The 20,376-nt window shown below is 56.3% G+C and carries 17 protein-coding genes and 1 other RNA gene; 7 read left to right on the top strand and 11 right to left on the bottom strand.

The features are described from left to right. Positions 1-53: 53 nt before the first annotated feature. Positions 54-683 (top strand): helix-turn-helix domain-containing protein, encoded by a 630-nt coding sequence (locus ACESQ2_RS11105; RefSeq protein WP_025108218.1) that lies wholly within the window; start codon positions 54-56, stop codon positions 681-683. Positions 684-1,217: 534 nt separating this feature from the next. Here the strand turns inward: ACESQ2_RS11105 and ACESQ2_RS11110 are convergent. The 3 genes from ACESQ2_RS11110 to ACESQ2_RS11120 all read right to left on the bottom strand — a co-directional run bounded on the left by ACESQ2_RS11110 (position 1,218) and on the right by ACESQ2_RS11120 (position 5,220). Next, positions 1,218-1,466 (bottom strand): GlsB/YeaQ/YmgE family stress response membrane protein, encoded by a 249-nt coding sequence (locus ACESQ2_RS11110; protein WP_004102935.1) that lies wholly within the window; start codon positions 1,464-1,466, stop codon positions 1,218-1,220. 290 nt (positions 1,467-1,756) lie between these two features. Beyond that, positions 1,757-2,167 (bottom strand): 1,4-dihydroxy-2-naphthoyl-CoA hydrolase, encoded by a 411-nt coding sequence (menI, locus tag ACESQ2_RS11115; protein ID WP_032749885.1) that lies wholly within the window; start codon positions 2,165-2,167, stop codon positions 1,757-1,759. After that, entirely contained in the window at positions 2,164-5,220 is a 3,057-nt protein-coding gene (locus tag ACESQ2_RS11120) for an FAD-binding and (Fe-S)-binding domain-containing protein (protein WP_257198948.1), read from the bottom strand. Before ACESQ2_RS11120 ends, menI begins: the two co-directional genes overlap by 4 nt. A gap of 203 nt (positions 5,221-5,423) precedes the next feature. Between ACESQ2_RS11120 and ydiK the strand changes: the two genes are divergently transcribed. Then, positions 5,424-6,545, top strand: coding sequence for an AI-2E family transporter YdiK (gene ydiK / locus ACESQ2_RS11125; protein WP_032749896.1), 1,122 nt, complete (start codon positions 5,424-5,426; stop codon positions 6,543-6,545). 212 nt (positions 6,546-6,757) lie between these two features. Continuing rightward, positions 6,758-6,865, top strand: an RNA gene (rprA, locus tag ACESQ2_RS11130) — antisense sRNA RprA. Between the two features lie 83 nt (positions 6,866-6,948). Here rprA and ppsA read toward each other — a convergent pair. Continuing rightward, entirely contained in the window at positions 6,949-9,327 is a 2,379-nt protein-coding gene (ppsA, locus tag ACESQ2_RS11135; RefSeq protein WP_373170456.1) for a phosphoenolpyruvate synthase, read from the bottom strand. Between the two features lie 342 nt (positions 9,328-9,669). On the opposite strand from ppsA, the gene ACESQ2_RS11140 reads away from it, so the two are divergent. The 3 genes from ACESQ2_RS11140 to hemP all read left to right on the top strand — a co-directional run bounded on the left by ACESQ2_RS11140 (position 9,670) and on the right by hemP (position 12,048). Then, on the top strand, positions 9,670-10,503 hold the full coding sequence (locus tag ACESQ2_RS11140; RefSeq protein ID WP_004851771.1) for a pyruvate, water dikinase regulatory protein: 834 nt from the start codon (positions 9,670-9,672) through the stop codon (positions 10,501-10,503). A 153-nt stretch (positions 10,504-10,656) separates the two neighbouring features. After that, a complete protein-coding gene (aroH, locus tag ACESQ2_RS11145) occupies positions 10,657-11,703 on the top strand; it encodes a 3-deoxy-7-phosphoheptulonate synthase AroH (protein ID WP_025108222.1) in 1,047 nt (348 codons plus the stop codon). Positions 11,704-11,868: 165 nt separating this feature from the next. Next, positions 11,869-12,048 carry a hemin uptake protein HemP gene (gene hemP / locus ACESQ2_RS11150; protein ID WP_160741222.1) on the top strand — a complete coding sequence of 60 codons (180 nt, stop codon included), beginning with the start codon at positions 11,869-11,871 and terminating at the stop codon, positions 12,046-12,048. 34 nt (positions 12,049-12,082) lie between these two features. Here hemP and selO read toward each other — a convergent pair whose 3' ends face one another. From selO to ACESQ2_RS11170, 4 genes are all read right to left on the bottom strand, one after another. Further along, positions 12,083-13,525 (bottom strand): protein adenylyltransferase SelO, encoded by a 1,443-nt coding sequence (gene selO, locus ACESQ2_RS11155; RefSeq protein ID WP_368762968.1) that lies wholly within the window; start codon positions 13,523-13,525, stop codon positions 12,083-12,085. 161 nt (positions 13,526-13,686) lie between these two features. Continuing rightward, positions 13,687-14,151: an NlpC/P60 family protein gene (locus ACESQ2_RS11160; RefSeq protein ID WP_004134084.1), complete on the bottom strand. Its 465-nt coding sequence runs from the start codon at positions 14,149-14,151 to the stop codon at positions 13,687-13,689. Positions 14,152-14,232: 81 nt separating this feature from the next. Beyond that, positions 14,233-14,982 (bottom strand): vitamin B12 ABC transporter ATP-binding protein BtuD, encoded by a 750-nt coding sequence (btuD, locus tag ACESQ2_RS11165; protein ID WP_373170459.1) that lies wholly within the window; start codon positions 14,980-14,982, stop codon positions 14,233-14,235. After that, positions 14,982-15,533 carry a glutathione peroxidase gene (locus ACESQ2_RS11170; RefSeq protein WP_025108225.1) on the bottom strand — a complete coding sequence of 184 codons (552 nt, stop codon included), beginning with the start codon at positions 15,531-15,533 and terminating at the stop codon, positions 14,982-14,984. The genes btuD and ACESQ2_RS11170 overlap by 1 nt, the downstream gene beginning before the upstream one ends. 224 nt (positions 15,534-15,757) lie before the next feature. On the opposite strand from ACESQ2_RS11170, the gene ACESQ2_RS11175 reads away from it, so the two are divergent. Further along, positions 15,758-16,558, top strand: coding sequence for a MetQ/NlpA family ABC transporter substrate-binding protein (locus tag ACESQ2_RS11175; RefSeq protein ID WP_014229729.1), 801 nt, complete (start codon positions 15,758-15,760; stop codon positions 16,556-16,558). 26 nt (positions 16,559-16,584) lie between these two features. On the opposite strand, the gene btuC is transcribed toward ACESQ2_RS11175, so the two are convergent. From btuC to pheT, 3 genes are all read right to left on the bottom strand, one after another. Further along, entirely contained in the window at positions 16,585-17,571 is a 987-nt protein-coding gene (gene btuC / locus ACESQ2_RS11180) for a vitamin B12 ABC transporter permease BtuC (protein ID WP_009653750.1), read from the bottom strand. Positions 17,572-17,671: 100 nt separating this feature from the next. Continuing rightward, complete coding sequence (gene ihfA / locus ACESQ2_RS11185; protein ID WP_004851790.1) at positions 17,672-17,971, bottom strand: integration host factor subunit alpha; 300 nt, start codon at positions 17,969-17,971, stop codon at positions 17,672-17,674. 4 nt (positions 17,972-17,975) lie between these two features. Then, positions 17,976-20,363, bottom strand: a complete 2,388-nt coding sequence (pheT, locus tag ACESQ2_RS11190) for a phenylalanine--tRNA ligase subunit beta (RefSeq protein ID WP_046877616.1) — start codon at positions 20,361-20,363, stop codon at positions 17,976-17,978. Positions 20,364-20,376: the final 13 nt, after the last annotated feature.

A 20,376-nucleotide genomic window follows, 5' to 3' on the forward strand; every position in this document is an offset into this window, starting at 1 on the left:
AGAGATACGCGCGAGGTTATAATAAGTCCGATCTCCTTCAGGATTTTCTGACTATGCCATCTGCAAATCAACCCTTCCGCGGCTCCCCTTACGCACAGGAATTTATTTCTCATTTGCAGCCCTACTGCACGACGTACCGAACGGGCCGCGGCGAGCAGTTTGATCTTCAGGTTAACGGTCAGGGGATGTGTTATCTCCTTCTGGAGGGGACGATAGCGATATACCGAAGAAGTGACAATATGATGCTTTCCACGGCGCTCAGTCCCGCCCTTTTCGGCCTCGCTAACCTGACGGACATTTACTTTGATGACTATTTTAAAACCGTCACGCCGTGCCAGATTGGCGTACTCACAACCCGTCGCGTCGAGGAAATCATTAGAGAGAAGGCGCTATGGGGACTGCTCTCTAAACAGCTGATGTTTGTCTATAACCGCCTCTATCATAACGTTATGCCCCAGGGCACGCCAACGGCGTACGAGATGATTCGCCAGCAGCTGATCAAGCTCATGGAGGAAGAGGAGGGTTATCGCTACAGCGTGACGGCTGAAAGATATATCAGAGAGAAAACCCGGCTTTCCCGCAGCGGCGTAATGCGCATTCTGGCGGCGCTGAAAACCGGTGGTTTTATCGAAATGGAAGAGGGGAAACTCATAAAAATCAACAAACTTCCTGCGAAGTACTGATTATGCGGATTGGGCTTTCGGCTCTTTCGCTATTCGGCCTGCGCGCCTAAATGCATTCATGCAACAAATTCTATTCGTTTTCATTATAAGTATTGTCATTTCACAGAAATAAAGATTTATTCACTGCTGACTGGCTCATGTAGAATGCGCTGCTAAATTTCCTTCATCTTTTACGCAATGTCGCCCTGGCGACCGTTCGGGAACCTGTGTAGTAATGAATTATGGATATAGAAACAGATGTCATGTCGATGTGTATGGTCGTGTTGTTAATTATTAGCGTGTTGCTCGATTAACCTCCTCTCCCCGTAAAATCAGTACGCCTCGCCGTCGCCGGACAGGCCAGTCTATTCGCTACGAACCCGATCCAAATCGAAATCGTACCGTTCCTCCGCGCGGCCTGACCTGCCAGCGTATTCCGGGATAAGCGTTCAGAGAGGGGATATTGCCCTGTCGGGCATGGTGCGAATATTAAAAAGGCTGCCAACAACGGTGGCAGCCTCTTCACTTTATGGCATTGCTGGTGCGAAGAGCGAATTAGCTCCTGATCTTCCTGTAGATAAACAGGACAACCAGCGCACCAATCACCGCCACGACAAAGCTGCCGAAATTAAAACCGTCTACACGGCCAAAGCCGAAGAAAGTACTAATCCAACCCCCGACAACTGCACCGATGACACCCAGAATTACGGTAACGATAAATCCGCCGCCGTCTTTCCCCGGCATAATCCACTTGGCTAAAATACCGGCAATAAGCCCAAAAATGATCCATGAAATGATACCCATAGCTAACTCCGTCCTCTTGTTACCTTGTAAATCTCTGGTATAGAAAGATTAGCATAAATATTAATGATGTTTCATAAAATTATATTTAGCATACATAGACTTGTCAGCACGGGGATAATGGTCTACGCCCTGAACGCGTACCGGACAAATAATCAGCAAGCGGAAGTATCGCATCGTGAATAATTAAAACCTCGGGAGAGGCAGCAATAAGCCAGGATTTTTCTTATTAAAAGTGAAACTGGAAGCGGAATACAAGAGCAGCAAGGGGGGACATTTCCCCCCTTGCTAACTTAGATGACTGCGGTCGTCAGCCGCGATGAACAGCAAAGGCGCCCCTGTTCATCAGAGATGTCGATTTGCCACACCTGATGACGGGAGCCGACGTGCAGCGCGCGGCACACGCCGCGAACCCTCCCGCTGCGCACCGAACGGATATGGTTAGCATTGACCTCCAGCCCCACCACCTTCTGCTCGCCTTCGCTGCACAGATAGCCGGCCACCGAGCCTAAGGTTTCCGCTAATACCACCGACGCGCCGCCGTGCAGCAGCCCAAACGGCTGATGGGTGCGGCTATCTACCGGCATGGTGGCCTCGATGGCGTCATCGGTAAGGGCCTCGAAGCGAATATCCAGCAGGCCGACCATATTCCCGTCGCCCATGGCGTTCAGCTGTTCCAGGGTGCTCTGACGTTTCCAAATCATCCCATAATCTCCAGTAGCGCCTGCAGCGGATGGCGTACGCCGCTGCCTTCAATACGCTTCACCTGGCTACGACAGGAGTAGCCGGTGACCAGGCAGCGATTACGCGGCAGGCGCTGCATCGCCTGCTGCCAGGAGAGCGCGTAGATAGCCAGCGAGTTGGCGTGATTCTTCACTTCATGGCCGTAGGTACCGGCCATGCCGCAGCAGCCCACGTTAACGTTTTCCAGCTTCGCGCCAAAACGCGCAAAGATATCCGCCCACTGTTTAGTGGAAGCGGGAAGCGCCGTGACCTCGGTACAGTGGCCAAACAGATACCACGACTCGCCGCCCTGCTCCTGCGCAGCGGTTGCCGACAGCGCCTGCGGCAGCCACTCATGCACCAGCATCACGCGGAAATCGCCGCGCTTGTCGCCGAGCACCTGGTTGTATTCATCGCGATAGCAGAGCACCAGCGCCGGATCGACCCCCACCATCGGCATGCCGAGCTGGGCCACCCGGTTCAGGAAATCGGCGGTTTTCTGCGCGGTGCGCGCGAATCGCGTCAGGAAGCCCTTAATATGCTGGGCTTTACCGTTTGGCGAAAACGGCAGCAGCACCGGCTGGTAGCCTAGCTTTTCGACCAGTTGAACAAAATCGGCAACCACCTGCGCATCGTAATAGCTGGTAAACGGATCCTGAACCACCAGCACCCTTTTAGCTTTCTGCTCTGCACTCAGCGCTTCCAGCTGCTCCAGCGTGGTATTCGCCGAACGATGGCCGACCATCTGCTGCTTCAGCGACGGGACGGAGAGCAGCGGGAGATCGACCATACCGATATGCTTTTCCGACAGCTTGCGCATCCACGGCTGATTAATAAAGAAGTTGAACGTCTTCGGCGCATGCGCCATCAGCGGCGCGTAGGATTCAACCGCCGCCACCAGATGATCGCGGACCGGCCGCAGGTAGCGGCTGTGGTAAAGCTGGAGGAAACGCGATCGGAACTCCGGAACGTCGATCTTAATCGGGCACTGGGTCGAGCAGGCTTTACAGGCCAGACAGCCGGACATCGCCTCCTTAACCTCATGCGAGAAATCGTACTCTCCCTTACGCGCGTGCCAGCTATTGCGGGTGCGCTCCACCAGGGTACGCAGGCTGGCGCGTTTTTCCGGCAGATCTTTTTCCAGCTGATTGGGGTCGATGCCGCGATCCGCCAGCAGGCGCAGCCATTCTCGCACCAGCGTGGCCCGCCCCTTCGGCGAGTGAATACGGTGGTTGCTGACCTTCATCGACGGACACATCGGGCTTTTGGCATCAAAGTTGAAGCACAGACCGTTGCCATTACACTCCATCGCGCCGCGCCACGAGCTGCGCACGGCAATGGGGATCTGCCGATCGAAGGTCCCGCGCTTAACCGCATCCACCTTCATCATCGGCGCATCCACGCCTTCCGGCGGGCATATTTTACCGGGGTTCAGACGGTTATCCGGGTCAAACGCGGCTTTAATCTTGCGCAGCTCGCCAAACAGTTCTGCCCCAAAGAACGCCGGGCTATATTCGGCGCGGAAGCCTTTCCCGTGTTCCCCCCACAGAAGGCCGCCATACTTGGCGGTTAAGGCTACGACGTCATCGGAGATGCGCTTCATCAGCATCTCTTGCTGCGGATCGCACATATCCAGCGCCGGCCGCACGTGCAGCACGCCGGCATCCACATGGCCAAACATGCCGTAGCTCAGGCCATGACCGTCAAGCAGCGCGCGAAATTCCACAATATAGTCGGCCAGATGCTCCGGCGGCACGCAGGTATCTTCGGCGAAGGGTATCGGTTTAGCGGCTCCTTTGGCATTCCCCAGCAGGCCGACGGCTTTTTTCCGCATCGCGTAGATGCGCTCAACGCCGTCCAGATCGTGGCAAACCTGCCAGCCGATAACGCCCGCTTCGCCGCGCGCCATCAGCTCATCCAGGCGCTGGCACAGGGTTGTCACCTGGCCGTCGATCAGTTCTGCGTCATCACCGGCGAACTCAACGATATTCAGCCCCAGCATCTCTTTATCCGCAACGTCGGTAATGAGCTCGCTGACCGAATGCCAGACAATATCTTCCCGCGCCAGATTAAGCACTTTTGAGTCGACGGTTTCGACCGACAGCGCCTTCGCTTCGACCATAAACGGCGCGTTGCGCAGCGCGGAGTTAAAGGAATCGTACTTAACGTTAACCAGGCGGCGTACTTTCGGTAAGCGGGTAATATCCAGCCGCGCTTCGGTAATAAACGCCAGCGTCCCTTCTGAACCGGTCAGGATGCGGGTCAGATCGAATTCGCTCATCTCGTCATTAAAGACGTGGCGTAAATCGTAGCCCGTCAGGAAGCGGTTAAGTTTGGGGAATTTATCGATAACCAGCTGCCGCTGCGCTTTGCAGCGCTGATAGACCGTGCGGTAAATACGCCCGATCGCCGACTGTTCTGCGCCCAGCGTTTCCGCCAGCGCCGCCGGAATCGGCTGCGTATCCAGAATGTCGCCACCGATCAGCACCGAGCGCACGCCGAGCACGTGATCGGAGGTTTTCCCGTAGACCAGCGAGCCCTGCCCGGAAGCATCGGTGTTGATCATCCCGCCAAGCGTGGCGCGGTTGCTGGTCGACAGTTCCGGCGCAAAAAAGTAGCCGTACGGTTTAAGGAACTGATTGAGCTGATCTTTAATGACCCCGGCTTCCACCCGCACCCACCCTTCTTCGGGGTTGATTTCAATAATGCGGTTCATATAGCGGGACATATCGACGATGATCCCGGCGTTGAGCGCCTGGCCGTTGGTGCCGGTACCGCCCCCGCGCGGGGTAAAGATCAGTGATTTAAAACGTTCTTCCGCCGCCAGTCTTGCCAGCAGAGCGACGTCTGCCGTGGAGCGGGGGAATAAAATCGCATCCGGCAACAGTTGATATACACTGTTATCAGTCGCCATCGTTAGCCTGTCGGCGTAGCTGGTGGCGGTATCGCCGGTAAAACCTTGTTGCTCCAGTACCTGCAAAAAATTCAGCACCAGCTGAACGACACCTGGCGCTTGAGAAATCTGTGGGATCATGACGCTCGACCCTGCCTGACTATGTTGTGTTGTAAGTGATTAAACGTTTGCGTAGTGCACACAACTTTTTATCACATTTTTTTCATATGCGCCCGCCAGAATTAAGGGCAAAATCAGGCGCGCGAAGATATTGATATTATTATCAGTACATGGAATTACGCTGCGTCAGCCTTGTGACGCGACTGCAAAGGTAAAACTTTATCATGATTAACCCCAATCAGCCCCGGGACATACCGCAAGTTCTGCTGTCGGTGCTGTTTTTGTCCCTGATTATTATTTCCTGCCTGTGGGTCGTTCAGCCATTTATCCTGTCATTTGCCTGGGCCGGTACCGTGGTTATCGCCACCTGGCCGGTGCTTTTGCGCCTGCAGCGCCTGCTTTTCGGCAAGCGCGCGCTGGCGGTGCTGGTGATGACGCTGCTGCTCTTTTTACTGTTCGTTATCCCTATTGCGCTGCTGGTCAACAGCCTGGTGGATAACAGCACGCCATTAATAAAAGTGATTACCAGCGGTAATTTTACGCCGCCGGATCTGGCGTGGCTAAATAGCGTTCCGCTGATTGGCGATAAGCTGTATACCGGCTGGCACAATTTACTGGAGATGGGGGGAACGGCGATTATGGTCAAAATTCGCCCCTATCTCGGCACCACCACCACATGGTTTGTTGGCCAGGCGGCGCACATCGGCAAGCTGCTGGTCTACTGCGGACTCATGCTGCTGTTTAGCGCCCTGCTGTACTGGCGAGGCGAACAGGTTGCGTATGGGTTCCGCCACTTTGCCACCCGTCTGGCGGCCAAACGCGGCGATGCGGCGGTGATCCTCGCCGGCCAGGCGATTCGCGCCGTGGCGCTGGGGGTGGTCGTCACCGCCCTGGCCCAGGCGGTGCTTGGCGGTATTGGCCTTGCGGTCAGCGGCGTGCCTTACGCCGCGCTGCTCACCGTGGTGATGATCTTTACCTGCCTTGTGCAGCTGGGGCCTTTGCTGGTGCTGGTACCGTCAATTATCTGGCTGTACTGGAGCGGTGATACCACATGGGGCACCGTACTGCTGGTCTGGAGCTGCGTTGTCGGCACCATGGATAACTTTATCCGTCCGCTGTTGATTCGTATGGGCGCCGACCTGCCGATGATTCTGATCCTTTCCGGCGTTATCGGTGGCCTGGTGGCGTTCGGCATGATTGGGCTGTTTATCGGTCCGGTGCTGCTGGCGGTCTCCTGGCGACTGTACGATGCGTGGGTTAACGAAGCGCCGCCGCCGCCGAAGGACCCCGACCTGGTGCTTGAGGAGCTGAGCGAGCTCAATACCCGAGCCGCTCAGGATAAGTAAGTGAAAAGGCGGGGAAACCCGCCTTTTGCCCCTCTGCCCCTATAGCTGTCGGGCGCGGCAGCCTTAAAGCTTAAGAAATCCTAATCTATCTTTCACGCCATTCCACCACCCGCGGCCTGCTAACCGCATTTGCTTCGCAGATTCTTTACCTTAATTTAACTATTGAGAGGAATCCGATCGACGCAAAAAGCCTCAGTGCCTAGTATTAGCTCACGGTTATAAATCAACGCATTGATTTATAAGCATGGAAATCCCCTGAGTGAAACAACGAATTGCTGTGTGTAGTCTTTGCCCATCTCCCACGATGGGCTTTTTTTTGTCCGTTTTCTGCTCCCCAAAAACAAAAAATCCCCGCCACTGCTGAGCTGACGGGGAGTATCCAGTTGCCTGTTTTAGCGAGAACTTACTTATTCAGCTCCGCCAGGCCGAGCCAGGTTTGCACCACGGTATCCGGGTTGAGGGAAAGGCTATCGATCCCCTCTTCCATCAGCCAGGCGGCAAAATCTTCATGGTCAGACGGACCCTGTCCGCAGATACCGACGTACTTGCCCTGCTTCTTCGCCGCGCGGATGGCCATCGACAGCAGCGCTTTCACCGCGTCGTTACGCTCATCGAACAGCTCGGAGACCACGCCGGAGTCGCGATCCAGCCCCAGCGCCAGCTGCGTCATGTCGTTAGAACCAATAGAGAAGCCGTCGAAGTATTCGAGGAACTGTTCAGCCAGCAGCGCATTCGATGGGATTTCACACATCATAATCAGCTTCAGGCCGTTTTCGCCGCGCTTGAGGCCCTGGCGTTCCAGCTCTTCAACCACCGCTTTTGCCTGCGCGACGGTCCGGACAAACGGCACCATGATTTCGACGTTGGTCAGGCCCATGTCGTTACGCACCCGCTTAACCGCTTCACACTCCAGCGCGAAGCAGTCGCGGAAGCTTTCTGACACATAGCGGCCGGCCCCGCGGAAGCCCAGCATCGGGTTCTCTTCTTCCGGCTCGTAACGTTCGCCGCCGACCAGGTTGGCGTATTCGTTAGACTTAAAGTCGGAAAGACGCACAATCACCCGTTTCGGGAAAAATGCCGCGCCAAGGGTGGAGATCCCTTCGGTCAGGCGACCGACGTAGAACTCTTTCGGCGAGTCGTAGCCTTTCATCAGCTCGCGGATTTCATTCTGCAGCCCCGGCTCCTGATCGTCGAACTCCAGCAGCGCGCGCGGGTGGACGCCAATCATACGGTTGATGATGAACTCCAGACGCGCCAGGCCCACGCCTTCGTTCGGCAGGCAGGCAAAGTCGAAGGCGCGGTCCGGGTTACCGACGTTCATCATGATCTTCAGCGGCAGATCCGGCATATCGCCAACGGTGGAGCTCTTGACGCTGAAGTCGAGGATTTCGGCATACACGTAGCCGGTATCGCCCTCGGCGCAGGAGACGGTCACGTTCTGGTTTTCCTGGATGCGATCGGTGGCGTTACCACAGCCCACTACCGCCGGGATCCCCAGCTCACGCGCGATAATCGCCGCATGACAGGTACGCCCGCCGCGGTTGGTGACGATCGCCGCCGCCTTTTTCATGATCGGCTCCCAGTCCGGGTCGGTCATGTCGGTCACCAGCACGTCGCCGGGCTCGATGCGGTTCATTTCGCTGATATCGTGAATGACCTTCACCGGACCCGCGCCGATACGATGGCCGATCGCACGCCCTTCCGAAATAACCTGTCCTTGCGCATGGAGGGTATAGCGCTCCATCACCTGGCCGCGGGAACGGACGGTCTCCGGACGCGCCTGCACGATAAACAGCTTACCGGTATGGCCGTCTTTCGCCCATTCGATATCCATCGGACGGTTGTAGTGCTTCTCGATTTGAACCGCTTGCTGCGCCAGCTCCTGCACTTCCGCGTCGGTTAACGAGAAGACGTCGCGCTGCGCCTGCGGCACGTCTTCGATACGCACCTGCTTGCCGTGCTCCTGAGTGGGGGCGTAAACCATGCGGATCTTTTTCGACCCCATGGTGCGGCGTACGATTGCCGGCCGGCCCGCTTCCAGCGTGGGTTTATGGACGTAGAACTCATCGGGGTTCACCGCCCCCTGCACCACCATCTCGCCGAGCCCCCAGGCGGAGGTGATAAACACCACCTGATCAAAACCGGATTCGGTATCGATAGAGAACATCACGCCGGACGAGGCCAGATCGGAGCGCACCATCCTCTGCACCCCGGCGGAGAGCGCCACCCCGCGGTGATCGTATCCCTGATGCACGCGGTAGGAAATGGCGCGATCGTTAAACAGCGAAGCAAACACGTGCTTCACCGCGACGAGCACGGCGTCAAAGCCCTGCACGTTAAGGAATGTCTCCTGCTGACCGGCGAAGGAGGCGTCCGGCATATCTTCCGCCGTCGCGGAGGAGCGCACGGCAAAGGAGGCCTCAGCGTCATCGGCGGACAGCTGGGTATAGGCATCGCGAATCGCATTTTCCAGTTCGCTCTGGAACGGCGTATCAATGATCCACTGACGGATCTGTGCGCCCGCTTTCGCTAATGCGGAAACGTCGTCAATGTCGGTTTCATCCAGCAGTTCATAAATGCGCTGGTTAACACCGCTTTGGTCCAAAAACTGATTAAAGGCATCAGCGGTGGTGGCAAACCCGTTCGGTACGGACACGCCCATACCCGAAAGATTTGTAATCATTTCACCAAGGGAGGCATTTTTGCCCCCAACCCTGTCTACATCATTCATGCCGAGTTGGTTATACCAAAGCACCAGCGGTGACGAGCCATTGTTGGACATCGAGACAATCCTTTTGTGATTTAATACCAGTGATAAATAATTCACGATCGACTACGAGATTTATCCTGACATATTTATCCAGCTGAAAGAAACGGTGAATCGTTCAAGCAAATTATTTTTTCGTTTTTAGGATTCTTTGCCAGATATAGCTAAGCCAATGATTCTTCAGAAATCTGATGAAATTTGATACAAAAGATACGCAGTTGCGAAAAATGAACTCACCTTTTCATTAAAAATAAAAATAGCGTTTCATTTTTTAAATATGAGACAAAGCCTGGAGCGTTATGCTTAAATTTAATATCAGCTTTCAGACAATTAAACTCATTATACCGGATGGTCAAAATGGAAAGTGCTGTAGATCGCCACGTATTTTATATTTCCGACGGTACCGCTATTACAGCGGAAGTTCTGGGTCATGCGGTCATGTCGCAATTCCCGGTCGCCACCAGCAGCGTAACCCTGCCGTTTGTCGAAAATATTAGTCGCGCGCGCGCCGTGAAGGAGCAAATTGACGCGATTTTCCAGCAGACCGGCATTCGACCGCTGGTGTTCTACTCCATCGTGCTGCCGGAAATTCGCGACATCATCCTACAAAGCGAAGGCTTTTGTCAGGATATCGTCCAGGCGCTGGTGGCCCCCCTGCAGCAGGAGCTGCGCCTCGATCCGACGCCAATCGCTCACCGCACCCACGGCCTGACGCCCGGTAACCTGAACAAATACGACGCGCGTATCGCCGCTATCGACTACACCCTTGCCCACGATGACGGAATTTCTCTGCGTAATCTCGATCAGGCCCAGGTGATCCTCCTCGGCGTTTCGCGCTGCGGGAAAACCCCCACCAGCCTGTATCTGGCAATGCAGTACGGTATCCGCGCCGCCAACTACCCGTTTATCGCCGATGATATGGACAACCTGATTCTTCCTGCTTCGCTTAAGCCGCTACAGCACAAACTCTTCGGCTTAACGATCAATCCGGAGCGCCTGGCGGCCATCCGCGAAGAGCGGCGGGAAAACAGCCGCTATGCTTCCATGCGCCAGTGCCGGATGGAAGTGACCGAAGTCGAGGCGCTTTACCGCAAAAACAAGATACCTTGCCTGAACAGCACCAACTATTCCGTGGAAGAGATCGCCACCAAAATCATGGATATTATGGGGTTAAGCCGCAGAATGTACTAACACACTAGTACATTATTAAAAATTTGTTTATGCTATCACCTGAGCCCTATACAGGATCATGCCCTGCTCTTGCAATAAGCGGGGATTGGTTTATCGTGATGCGCATCACTTCCCGGCATTTTCGCCGCGGAAGAAACAGATTTTGAGACCCCAATGAATAAAACAGACGAATTGCGTACCGCGCGCATTGAAAGCCTGGTAACGCCTGCGGAACTGGCTCAGCGGCATCCAGTGTCTGCCGACGTTGCCGCACACGTTTCCGCCTCACGCCGCCGAATCGAGAAAATCCTCAACGGTGAAGATCGCCGCCTGCTGGTGGTGATCGGTCCCTGTTCCATTCACGATATTGATGCGGCGATGGAGTATGCGCGCCGCCTGCAGGGTATGCGCGAACGTTACCAGCCGCAGCTGGAAATCGTGATGCGTACCTATTTTGAGAAGCCGCGCACGGTGGTTGGCTGGAAGGGGCTGATCTCCGACCCCGACCTGAACGGCAGCTATCGGGTGAATCACGGCCTTGAGCTGGCGCGTAGCCTGCTGCTGCAGGTCAATGAACTGGGCGTACCGACCGCCACCGAGTTTCTCGATATGGTGACCGGGCAGTTTATTGCCGACCTGATCAGCTGGGGCGCTATCGGCGCGCGTACGACCGAGAGCCAGATCCACCGCGAAATGGCCTCGGCGCTCTCGTGCCCGGTAGGCTTTAAGAACGGTACCGATGGCAATACCCGTATCGCCGTTGATGCGATCCGCGCTTCCCGCGCCAGCCATATGTTCCTGTCGCCGGATAAGCAGGGACAGATGACCATCTACCAGACCAGCGGCAATCCGTACGGCCATATCATTATGCGCGGCGGTAAAAAGCCGAATTACCACGCCGCCGATATCGCCGCCGCCGGGGAAGCGCTGGCGGAGTTCGACCTGCCGGAACAGCTGGTGGTGGATTTTAGCCACGGCAATTGCCAGAAACAGCACCGCCGTCAGCTGGACGTTTGCGCCGATATCTGCCAGCAGATCCGCGCCGGCTCGACCGCCATCGCCGGGATCATGGCCGAGAGTTTCCTTCAGGAAGGCACGCAGAAGGTCGTCGCGGGCCAGCCGCTGACCTGGGGACAATCGATTACCGATCCCTGCCTGAGCTGGGACGATAGCGAACGGCTGCTGGATGAATTAGCCGCCGCCACCGCCACCCGCCTGTAGTTCCCCTCCCCACCGTACGCGCGGTGGGGAGCGATTTTCCGCCATCGACCGGCCCGACACCTGCTAAATCTGGTATTCCGCTAAATAAAGCTTGCGTGAAAAACAACATTATTGATAATGATTATCATTGTTGCCTTGATTTTTATTTTTAGTGCTATGACGCGTATGGATAACACTGCCACAGCAGAAAAAACAACAGACAATGCCCCGTATCCGGTTCCGACGGACAAAGAGATAAGCAGCCGGACATTATTAGGCAGCGAGGGACGGGTGGTGATTGAACATCGCGGTCAGCGCTACCTGCTGCGTCAGACCCATTCGGGTAAGCTGATCCTGACCAAATAATTATCCCCGCCGATAAAGGCAGGGATAACGAACGCTAGCTGGAACAGCTTACTTCAAGACGCCTTCCCCAGTCCGGTGGACGCTGAATATACTCATCCGTCCGATCGGCAAAGGGGTGAGAGAGTGCGCTATGCAGGCGCTCCAGCTCGCTCATATCCCCCTGCTCCGCCTGTTCAATGGCCCGCTGAGCCAGCCAGTTACGCAGCACGATCGCCGGGTTCACGCTGCGCATCCGCGCCTGCCTTTGCGCATCGTCAACCTGTTCATCGCGCAGGCGCGCGCGGTAAGCGGTAAACCAGCTATCGAACGTCTCGCGGTCGATAAACTCATCGCGTAGCGGCGAGGCGGCGCTCTCCTGCTCGCTGGCGCTGAGCATCCGGAAGGTCCGCGTATAGTCGCTGCCCTCGCGTTCCATCAGCGCAAACAGGCCGTCCAGCAGTTCGTTATCCCCTTTTTGCTGGGTAAACAATCCGAGCTTGTCGCGCATGCGGCGGCCATACGCCGTCAGCAGCGCTTGCTGGTAACTATCCAGCGCGCCGTTCAGCGCCTCAGCGCTGATAAACGGCGAGAGCGTCTGCGCCAGCCGTTGCAGGTTCCATAGCCCTACCGCCGGCTGATTATCAAAGCTGTAGCGCCCCTGATAATCGGAGTGGTTACAGATAAAGCCAGGCTGGAAATCATCAAGGAAACCGTACGGACCGTAGTCCATCGTCAGGCCGAGAACTGACATATTGTCGGTATTCATCACCCCGTGGGCAAAGCCCACCGTTTGCCAGCAGCCAATCATCTCCGCGGTTCGGGTGACAACGTCACTGAACCACAAAAGGTACTTATCCGCTTCATTTTGCAGATGCGGCCAGTGGTGACGAATCACGTAATCCGCCAGCTGCTGCACTTTCAGAGGCTCGCGACGGTAGTAAAAATGCTCAAAATGGCCGAAACGAACGTGGCTTTCCGCCAGCCGCATCAGCATTGCCCCGCGCTCGACGGTTTCGCGGTATACCGGCGTATCGCTGGCCACTATCGCCAGCGCGCGGGTGGTGGGAATGCCCAACGCATGCATCGCTTCCGAGGCCAGCGCCTCGCGGATCGTCGAGCGCAGCACCGCCCGCCCGTCGCCCATTCGCGAATAGGGAGTGAGCCCGGCGCCTTTAAGGTGCCAGTCAAAGCGACGACCATCAGCGAGCTGCTGTTCGCCGAGCAGAATACCGCGCCCGTCGCCGAGCTGCCCGGCCCAGGCGCCGAACTGGTGGCCGCTGTAAACCTGCGCCAGCGGCGACATTCCCGGCAGCAGCGTTTCGCCGCCCCATACGCCAGCGCCCTTCTGCGGGCTGAATAACGACGCGTCAACGCCCAGCGTTCGCGCCAGCGGAGCGTTGTGCCAGACAAGCCGCGCATTCTCCAGCGGCGTAGGGGTTAAAGCGGTGTAAAAATCCGGCAGTTCATCACGCCAGTGGGTAGTAAAAGACAGGGTCATGGTTCCTCCTGCCTTCAGTGTAGTGCTTTCAACAAATTATTAACACGGAGGAATGGATGGGTTATTGCGATAAAAGACAAGACGGGCGTTGTGGCGCTGCCCGGTAAGGCGTTACCGCCGCCGGGCAAGAAAACGCCACGCTACGCTTTGACGTATCGAGGCTAGATCCTTCGCGCCTGCCAGAATTTTTTATGCCAGTAGACATTATCCAGCGACGAGCGCGTCACGCCCTGGCTGGTGGAGGCGTGGATAAACTGGTTATCCGTGTCGTAAATACCGACGTGCAGACCGCTCTCTCCGGAACCGGTCTTGAAGAAGACCAGATCGCCAGGCAGCAGTTCGCTCTTATCGATTTTCGTGCCGATCTCCGCCTGCTCACGCGTTTCACGCGGCAGCTGCAACGCGAACTTATCGCGGAAGGTCATCAGCACAAACCCGGAGCAATCAACGCCGCGCGGCGACATGCCGCCGTAGCGATACGGCGCTCCCCGCCAGTTCCTTAGCTGCTCATTCAGGTTAGCAACAACGGTAATCGAATCAGCAAGCCGTGGATTGGGCGGCGGCGCCCGGTGGCTGCTACAACCCGCCAGAAATAACGCAACACACAAAACGAGCCAAAAACGCATCTCAGACGAATCCTCTGTTCCCTATCCTGATAGCAGGATAATTTACCTTGTTTATCAATTCGCTGGCAAGCTGACTGCGTGCTACTGTGACGCAACGAGCATAAGATGACCCGCCACTTCGACCCGCTGGAAGTCCATGGCATAGGCGGCGGTTAAATTCTCTTTGCTTAATACCTCGGCGGTGCTGCCGCAGGCGATCGTCTCCCCCCGGCAGATAAGCCAGGAGCGATGGGCGTGTCGGAGGGTATGATTCAGGTCATGGCTGCTCATCACGACGGCAATCCCCGAGGCGCAGAGTTCGCTTAACAGTCGGTCCAGCGCGGCCTGCTGCGCCACGTCCAGGCTGTTCATCGGTTCATCCAGCAATAGCAACTGTCCGGACGCGTTAGCCTGACGATGAATCTGCAGTATTACCGCCGCCAGGCGCACGCGCTGCCACTCCCCGCCGGAGATGTGATTCACCTGGCGCCCAAGCTTGTCGCCTAAGCCCAGCTTCTCCGCGATGGTCGTCAGTAGCCCGTTGTGCGCGTCGTCCTGGAGATGCAGCGACAGATAATGCCAAACCGGCATGGCGAAAGGCGGCATCTGGTGTTGGCTTAAATAGGCCCGATGACGCGCCAGCTCCGGCGCCAGCCAGTCATTCAGCGGGCGTCCATTCAGTTTTACCTGACCCGGGCCGGTAGAGAGCCCCGCCATACGCGCCAGCAGCGTGCTTTTCCCCGCCCCGTTTGGCCCCACCAGATGAACGATCTCTCCCGGCCGGATATCGGCTGAAAACGGCGCCAGCCGCCCCGCCTCTTCTACATCCTGTAGCTGCATCAAAAACGGCATTATTTGGCTAAAGCTCCTTTAATAGCGGCCACCAGCTGCGGATCATCCGGCGTCATATCCGGTGAGAAACGGCCGATGACCTGACCATCGCGGCCGATGAGGAATTTTTCAAAATTCCACAGAATATCATCCACGTACAGCGGCGCTCTGCCTTTGCTGGCCATGCGCTCATAAAAACCGCTGCCTTCCGGGGCGATAGCCTGCGGGGCGGCCTCAACCAGCTTCTGGTACAGAGGCGCGCGATGTTCGCCGTTGACGTCAATTTTGCTGAACATCGGGAAAGTCACGCCGTAAGTCGTGCTACAGAACGTTTTAATCTCTTCTTCGCTACCCGGCTCCTGACCCAGAAACTGGTTGCACGGAAAGCCCAGTACGCTAAAACCTTCGCTTTCTAAATCTTTTTGCAGCGCTTCCAGCTGCTCATACTGCGGCGTCAGGCCGCATTTTGACGCGACGTTGACAATCAACAGGACTTTGCCTGCCCACGGGGTGAGCGTTGTTTTCTCACCATCGATGGTGGTGACTTCAGTATTGAGAATATCGTGTTGCATAGCCTTCCCTCAGTGAATATACCGGTTACTGCTTCAGGTGATCCCTATCTACTGTAGCGGATTCAGACTGGGTCATTCTACTTTGAATCCCCCGGGAGTGTCTCTTGATGTAACAGGCAGCACAACATGAATTCATCTCAACACCGGGAGCGCGCAATTCAGTGTACAGTGGTGGATGGATGTAATAGCATTTCGTTAATTGTTAATTTAAGAGAGTTTTATTGATGAAGAAGATGTTTAGCGCGGTGTTAATCGCGGCCTCCGTTACGCTGCTTTCGGCCTGCTCGCCGGATGAAGATAATAAGATTAAAGTCGCCATTAATACCGGGCCGGATGAGGCTATCTGGAAAGTCGTAGAACAGGTGGCCAAAGAGAAATACAACCTCGACGTCGAGGTAATCTCATTTAATGATTACGTTCTGCCGAACGAAGCCCTGAACAATAAAGACGTCGATGCTAACGCCTTCCAGACGCTGCCTTACCTTGAGGCACAATCAAAAGAGCGCGGCTATAAGTTTGCCATTGTCGGTAAAACCTTCGTCTTCCCGATCGCCGCCTACTCGAAGAAAATCAAAAATATCAGCGAACTGCCTGACGGCGCGACGATTTCCATCTCTAACGAAACCACAACCCTGGGCCGCAGCCTGCTGCTGCTGCAGGCGCAAGGTTTAATCAAGCTGAAAGAGGGTACAGGCTACCTGCCGACGACGCTGGACATTATCGACAATCCTAAGCAGCTGAAAATCGTGGAAGTCGACACGCCGCAGCTGACCCGTACGCTTGATGACCCGAACGTCGCCCTGTCGATCATCAACACCAACTTCTCCGCTCAGGCCGGTCTCTCGGCTGCCCGCGATGGGCTATTTATGGAAGGCCCGGACTCGCCGTACGTCAACGCCATTGTTGCGCGCGAAGATAATAAAGACAGCAAAAAAGTCCAGGAGCTGAAAGAGGCCTTCCAGACTCAGCAGGTTGCCGACAAGGCAGCGGAAGTCTACAAAGGCGATGCGATTAAGGGCTGGTAAAACTATCAACCGCTTACGGCCGCCCCTCACTGCGGGCGGCCTGATTTCAGCAATAACCAGATAAACACCGGCGCGCCCAGGGTGGCGGTGACCACGCCAATCGGCAATTCCGCCGCCGAAAGCGCCAGACGCGCGATAATATCCGCGCCCAGCAGCGCGCTGGCCCCCGCTAACAAACAGGCCGGAAGCAGCGCGCGGTGATCGCTTAAACCACATAAGCGCAGAATATGCGGGATAACCAGACCAATAAAGCCGATCGCGCCGGCCAGCGCCACGCTGACGCCCACCAGCCAGCCGGTCGCCACCACCAGCACTTTACGCCATAGCCACAGCGGCAGCCCCAGCTGGCGTGCGGAAACCTCCCCCAGCGCTAACAGATTAAGAGGCTGCGATTGCAGGCACACCCAGGCCAGCACCGGCAGCAGGGCCAGCATCAGCCACAGCTGCTGCCAGTCCACGCCGCCAAAGCCGCCCATCATCCAGTACATCAGCTGGCGGAGATCGAAAGAGGTTGAGAAGTAGACCGCCCAGGTCATCAGCGCGCTGCATATGATACCGAGCGCCACGCCCGCCAGCAGCAGGCGGCTGGTCGAGAGATGCCGCCTGGCAAAACGCAGCAAAATAAAGGTAATGACCAGCGCGCCAGCGATGGCGCACAGCCCCAGCGCCCAGCCCGGAAGCAGCCCTTTTCCCAGCAACACGGCGGCTATCAGGCCAACCCCAGCGCCGTTTGATACCCCCAGCAGCCCGGGCTCCGCCAGCGGGTTTTCAAACAGAGCCTGCATAATCGCGCCGGACAGGGCCAGCGCCGCGCCCACCAGCAGGACGGCCAGGGTGCGCGGCAAACGAATCTGCCAGATAAACAGCTCGCCTTTGGCGCTAAACCATTCACCGGGGCCAATCCACTGGTCGCCCGCGCACAGGCTGATGGTCGACGTAACCAGCAGCAGCAACGTTAATACCGCAAGCCAGCGCCGGTTGCGGCGCCGTTGAGTTTGAGCAAAGGTCAGCATAGATTTCTGAGTTGAGAAAAAGGATGTGATTGATTTTACGGTATTCGGCCAGGAAAAGAAAAAAGGCCGCATAGCGGCCTTTTTGATTAGTCAGTCCAGATCATTTCTCTCTGGGTGAAGCGTTTTCGACACGGCTTTTTAACTTCTGTCCGGGTCTGAAGGTCACCACACGCCGGGCTGTAATAGGAATATCCTCTCCCGTTTTCGGGTTACGGCCCGGGCGTTGGTTCTTATCTCGCAAATCGAAGTTGCCGAACCCGGAGAGTTTTACCTGCTCTCCGTTTTCCAGAGCGCGACGGACTTCTTCGAAAAACAACTCTACCAGCTCTTTGGCATCCCGCTTGCTAAGCCCAAGCTTATCAAACAGATATTCTGACATTTCAGCTTTTGTAAGCGCCATAGGTTCAATCCCTCAATGATGCCTGGAATCGCTCTTTCAATGCCTCTACACATTTGGCGACGGTAGCGGCAATCTCCTCTTCTTCGAGTGTACGGCTGGTATCCTGGAGGATAAGGCTGATAGCGAGGCTTTTGAAACCTTCCGCTACGCCCTTGCCGCGGTACACGTCAAATAAGTTTACGCCAACTACCTGATTTACGCCAACTTTCTTACACTCGGCTAAAACATCGGCTGCGGGAACGTTTTCTGCCACAACGACAGCGATGTCGCGACGGTTCGCCGGGAAGCGAGAAACTTCACGCGCCTGAGGCACCACGCGGTCTGCAAGCTTGTTCCACTCCAGCTCGAACACCAACGTGCGGCCGTTCAGATCCAGTTTACGTTCCAGCTCGGGATGAACAACCCCAATAAAACCAATACGTTCACCTTTCAGATAAATCGCCGCCGACTGGCCCGGATGAAGCGCATTATTGGCTTCGATGCGGAATTCGATGTCGGACAGTTTACCCGTGAGGTCGAGAACGGACTCCAGATCGCCTTTTAAATCATAGAAATCGACGGTTTCTTTTGCCAGGTTCCAGTGTTCTTCATAGCGGTTACCGCAGATGACGCCAGCCAGCATCACGTCCTGGCGAATACCCAGCGGGGCCTGCGTATCGGGAACAAAGCGTAAGCCGCTCTCAAAGATGCGGACGCGGCTCTGCTGGCGATTCTGGTTGTAGACCACCGTCCCGAGCAGACCGGTCCACAATGACAGACGCATCGCCGACATTTCGCTGGAGATCGGGCTCGGCAGAATCAGCGCTTCTTCTCCGGCGTGGATCCACTGCTGTACTTTCGGGTCAACAAAGCTGTAGGTAATCACTTCCTGATAGCCTTTGTCGTTGAGCAGCGTTTTCACGCGCTTAAGCGACAGATCCGCTTCGCGGTGGCTGCCCATGATCAGGCCCGCTTGCACCGGTTCGTCAGGAATATTGTTATAGCCATAGACGCGGGCAACCTCTTCGACCAGGTCTTCTTCGATCTCCATGTCGAAACGCCAGCTCGGCGCCACGGCATGCCACTCATCCTGGCCTTCGGTAACTTCACAGCCCAGACGACGCAGAATGTCGCTAACCTGCTCATCTTCAATGTGATGGCCAATCAGACGATCCAGTTTGCTGCGGCGAAGGCGGATGGTCGCAGGCTTCGGCAGAGTCGCTTCATTGGTCACGTCAATAATCGGGCCCGCTTCACCGCCGCAAATATCCATCAGCAGGCGGGTTGCGCGCTCCATTGCCTGATACTGCAGCGCGGAGTCCACGCCGCGCTCGTAGCGGTGGGAAGCATCGGTATGCAGACCATGACGGCGGGCGCGGCCGGTAATGGACAGCGGGCTGAAGAACGCGCATTCCAGCAGAACGTTTTGCGTTTCATCGTTTACGCCGGAGTGCTCGCCGCCGAAAATTCCGCCCATAGCCAGGGCTTTCTGGTGGTCAGCAATAACCAGAGTATCGGTATCCAGCTTAGCCTCGGAGCCGTCGAGCAGGACCAGGGTTTCGCCTTCATGCGCCATACGCACGATAATTCCGCCTTCAATGCGGTCTTTATCGAAGGCGTGCATCGGCTGGCCGAGCTCGAGCAGAACGTAGTTGGTCACGTCAACCACGGCATCGATGGAGCGAATGCCGCAGCGGCGCAGCTTCTCTTTCATCCATAACGGCGTCGGCGCTTTGACATTAATGCCTTTTACCACACGGCCCAGGTAGCGCGGGCATGCTTCCGGCGCATCGACCTGAATTGGCAGAACGTCGTCGATGGTCGCGGCAACCGGGGCCATTTCCGGGACATTCAGTGGCGCCTTGTTGAGCACGGCGACATCGCGGGCAATGCCGATAATACCCAGGCAGTCGGCACGGTTCGGCGTGACGCTGATTTCGATAGTGTTATCGTCGAGCTTCAGGTATTCGCGGATATCGGTACCCAGCGGCGCGTCGGCGGGCAGTTCAATAATACCGCTGTGATCGTCGGAGATCCCCAGTTCGGAGAAGGAGCACAGCATGCCTTCCGACGGCTCGCCGCGCAGCTTTGCCGCTTTAATTTTAAAATCGCCCGGCAGTACGGCACCGATGGTTGCAACGGCAACCTTCAGGCCCTGACGGCAGTTTGGCGCGCCGCAGACGATATCCAGCAGGCGTTCGCCGCCGACGTTAATTTTTGTGACGCGCAGTTTGTCAGCATTAGGGTGCTGAGCGCACTCAACCACTTCCCCAACGACAACGCCGTTGAAGCTGCCCGCAACCGGCTCAACGCCGTCAACCTCAAGGCCGGCCATCGTTATCTGGTCCGACAGCGCTTCGCTATCGATAGCTGGGTTAACCCACTCGCGTAACCACAGTTCACTGAATTTCATTGTTCTGTCCTGC

This window comes from Klebsiella sp. Q11 (genome assembly GCF_964241505.1).
Lineage (GTDB): Bacteria > Pseudomonadota > Gammaproteobacteria > Enterobacterales > Enterobacteriaceae > Klebsiella > Klebsiella michiganensis.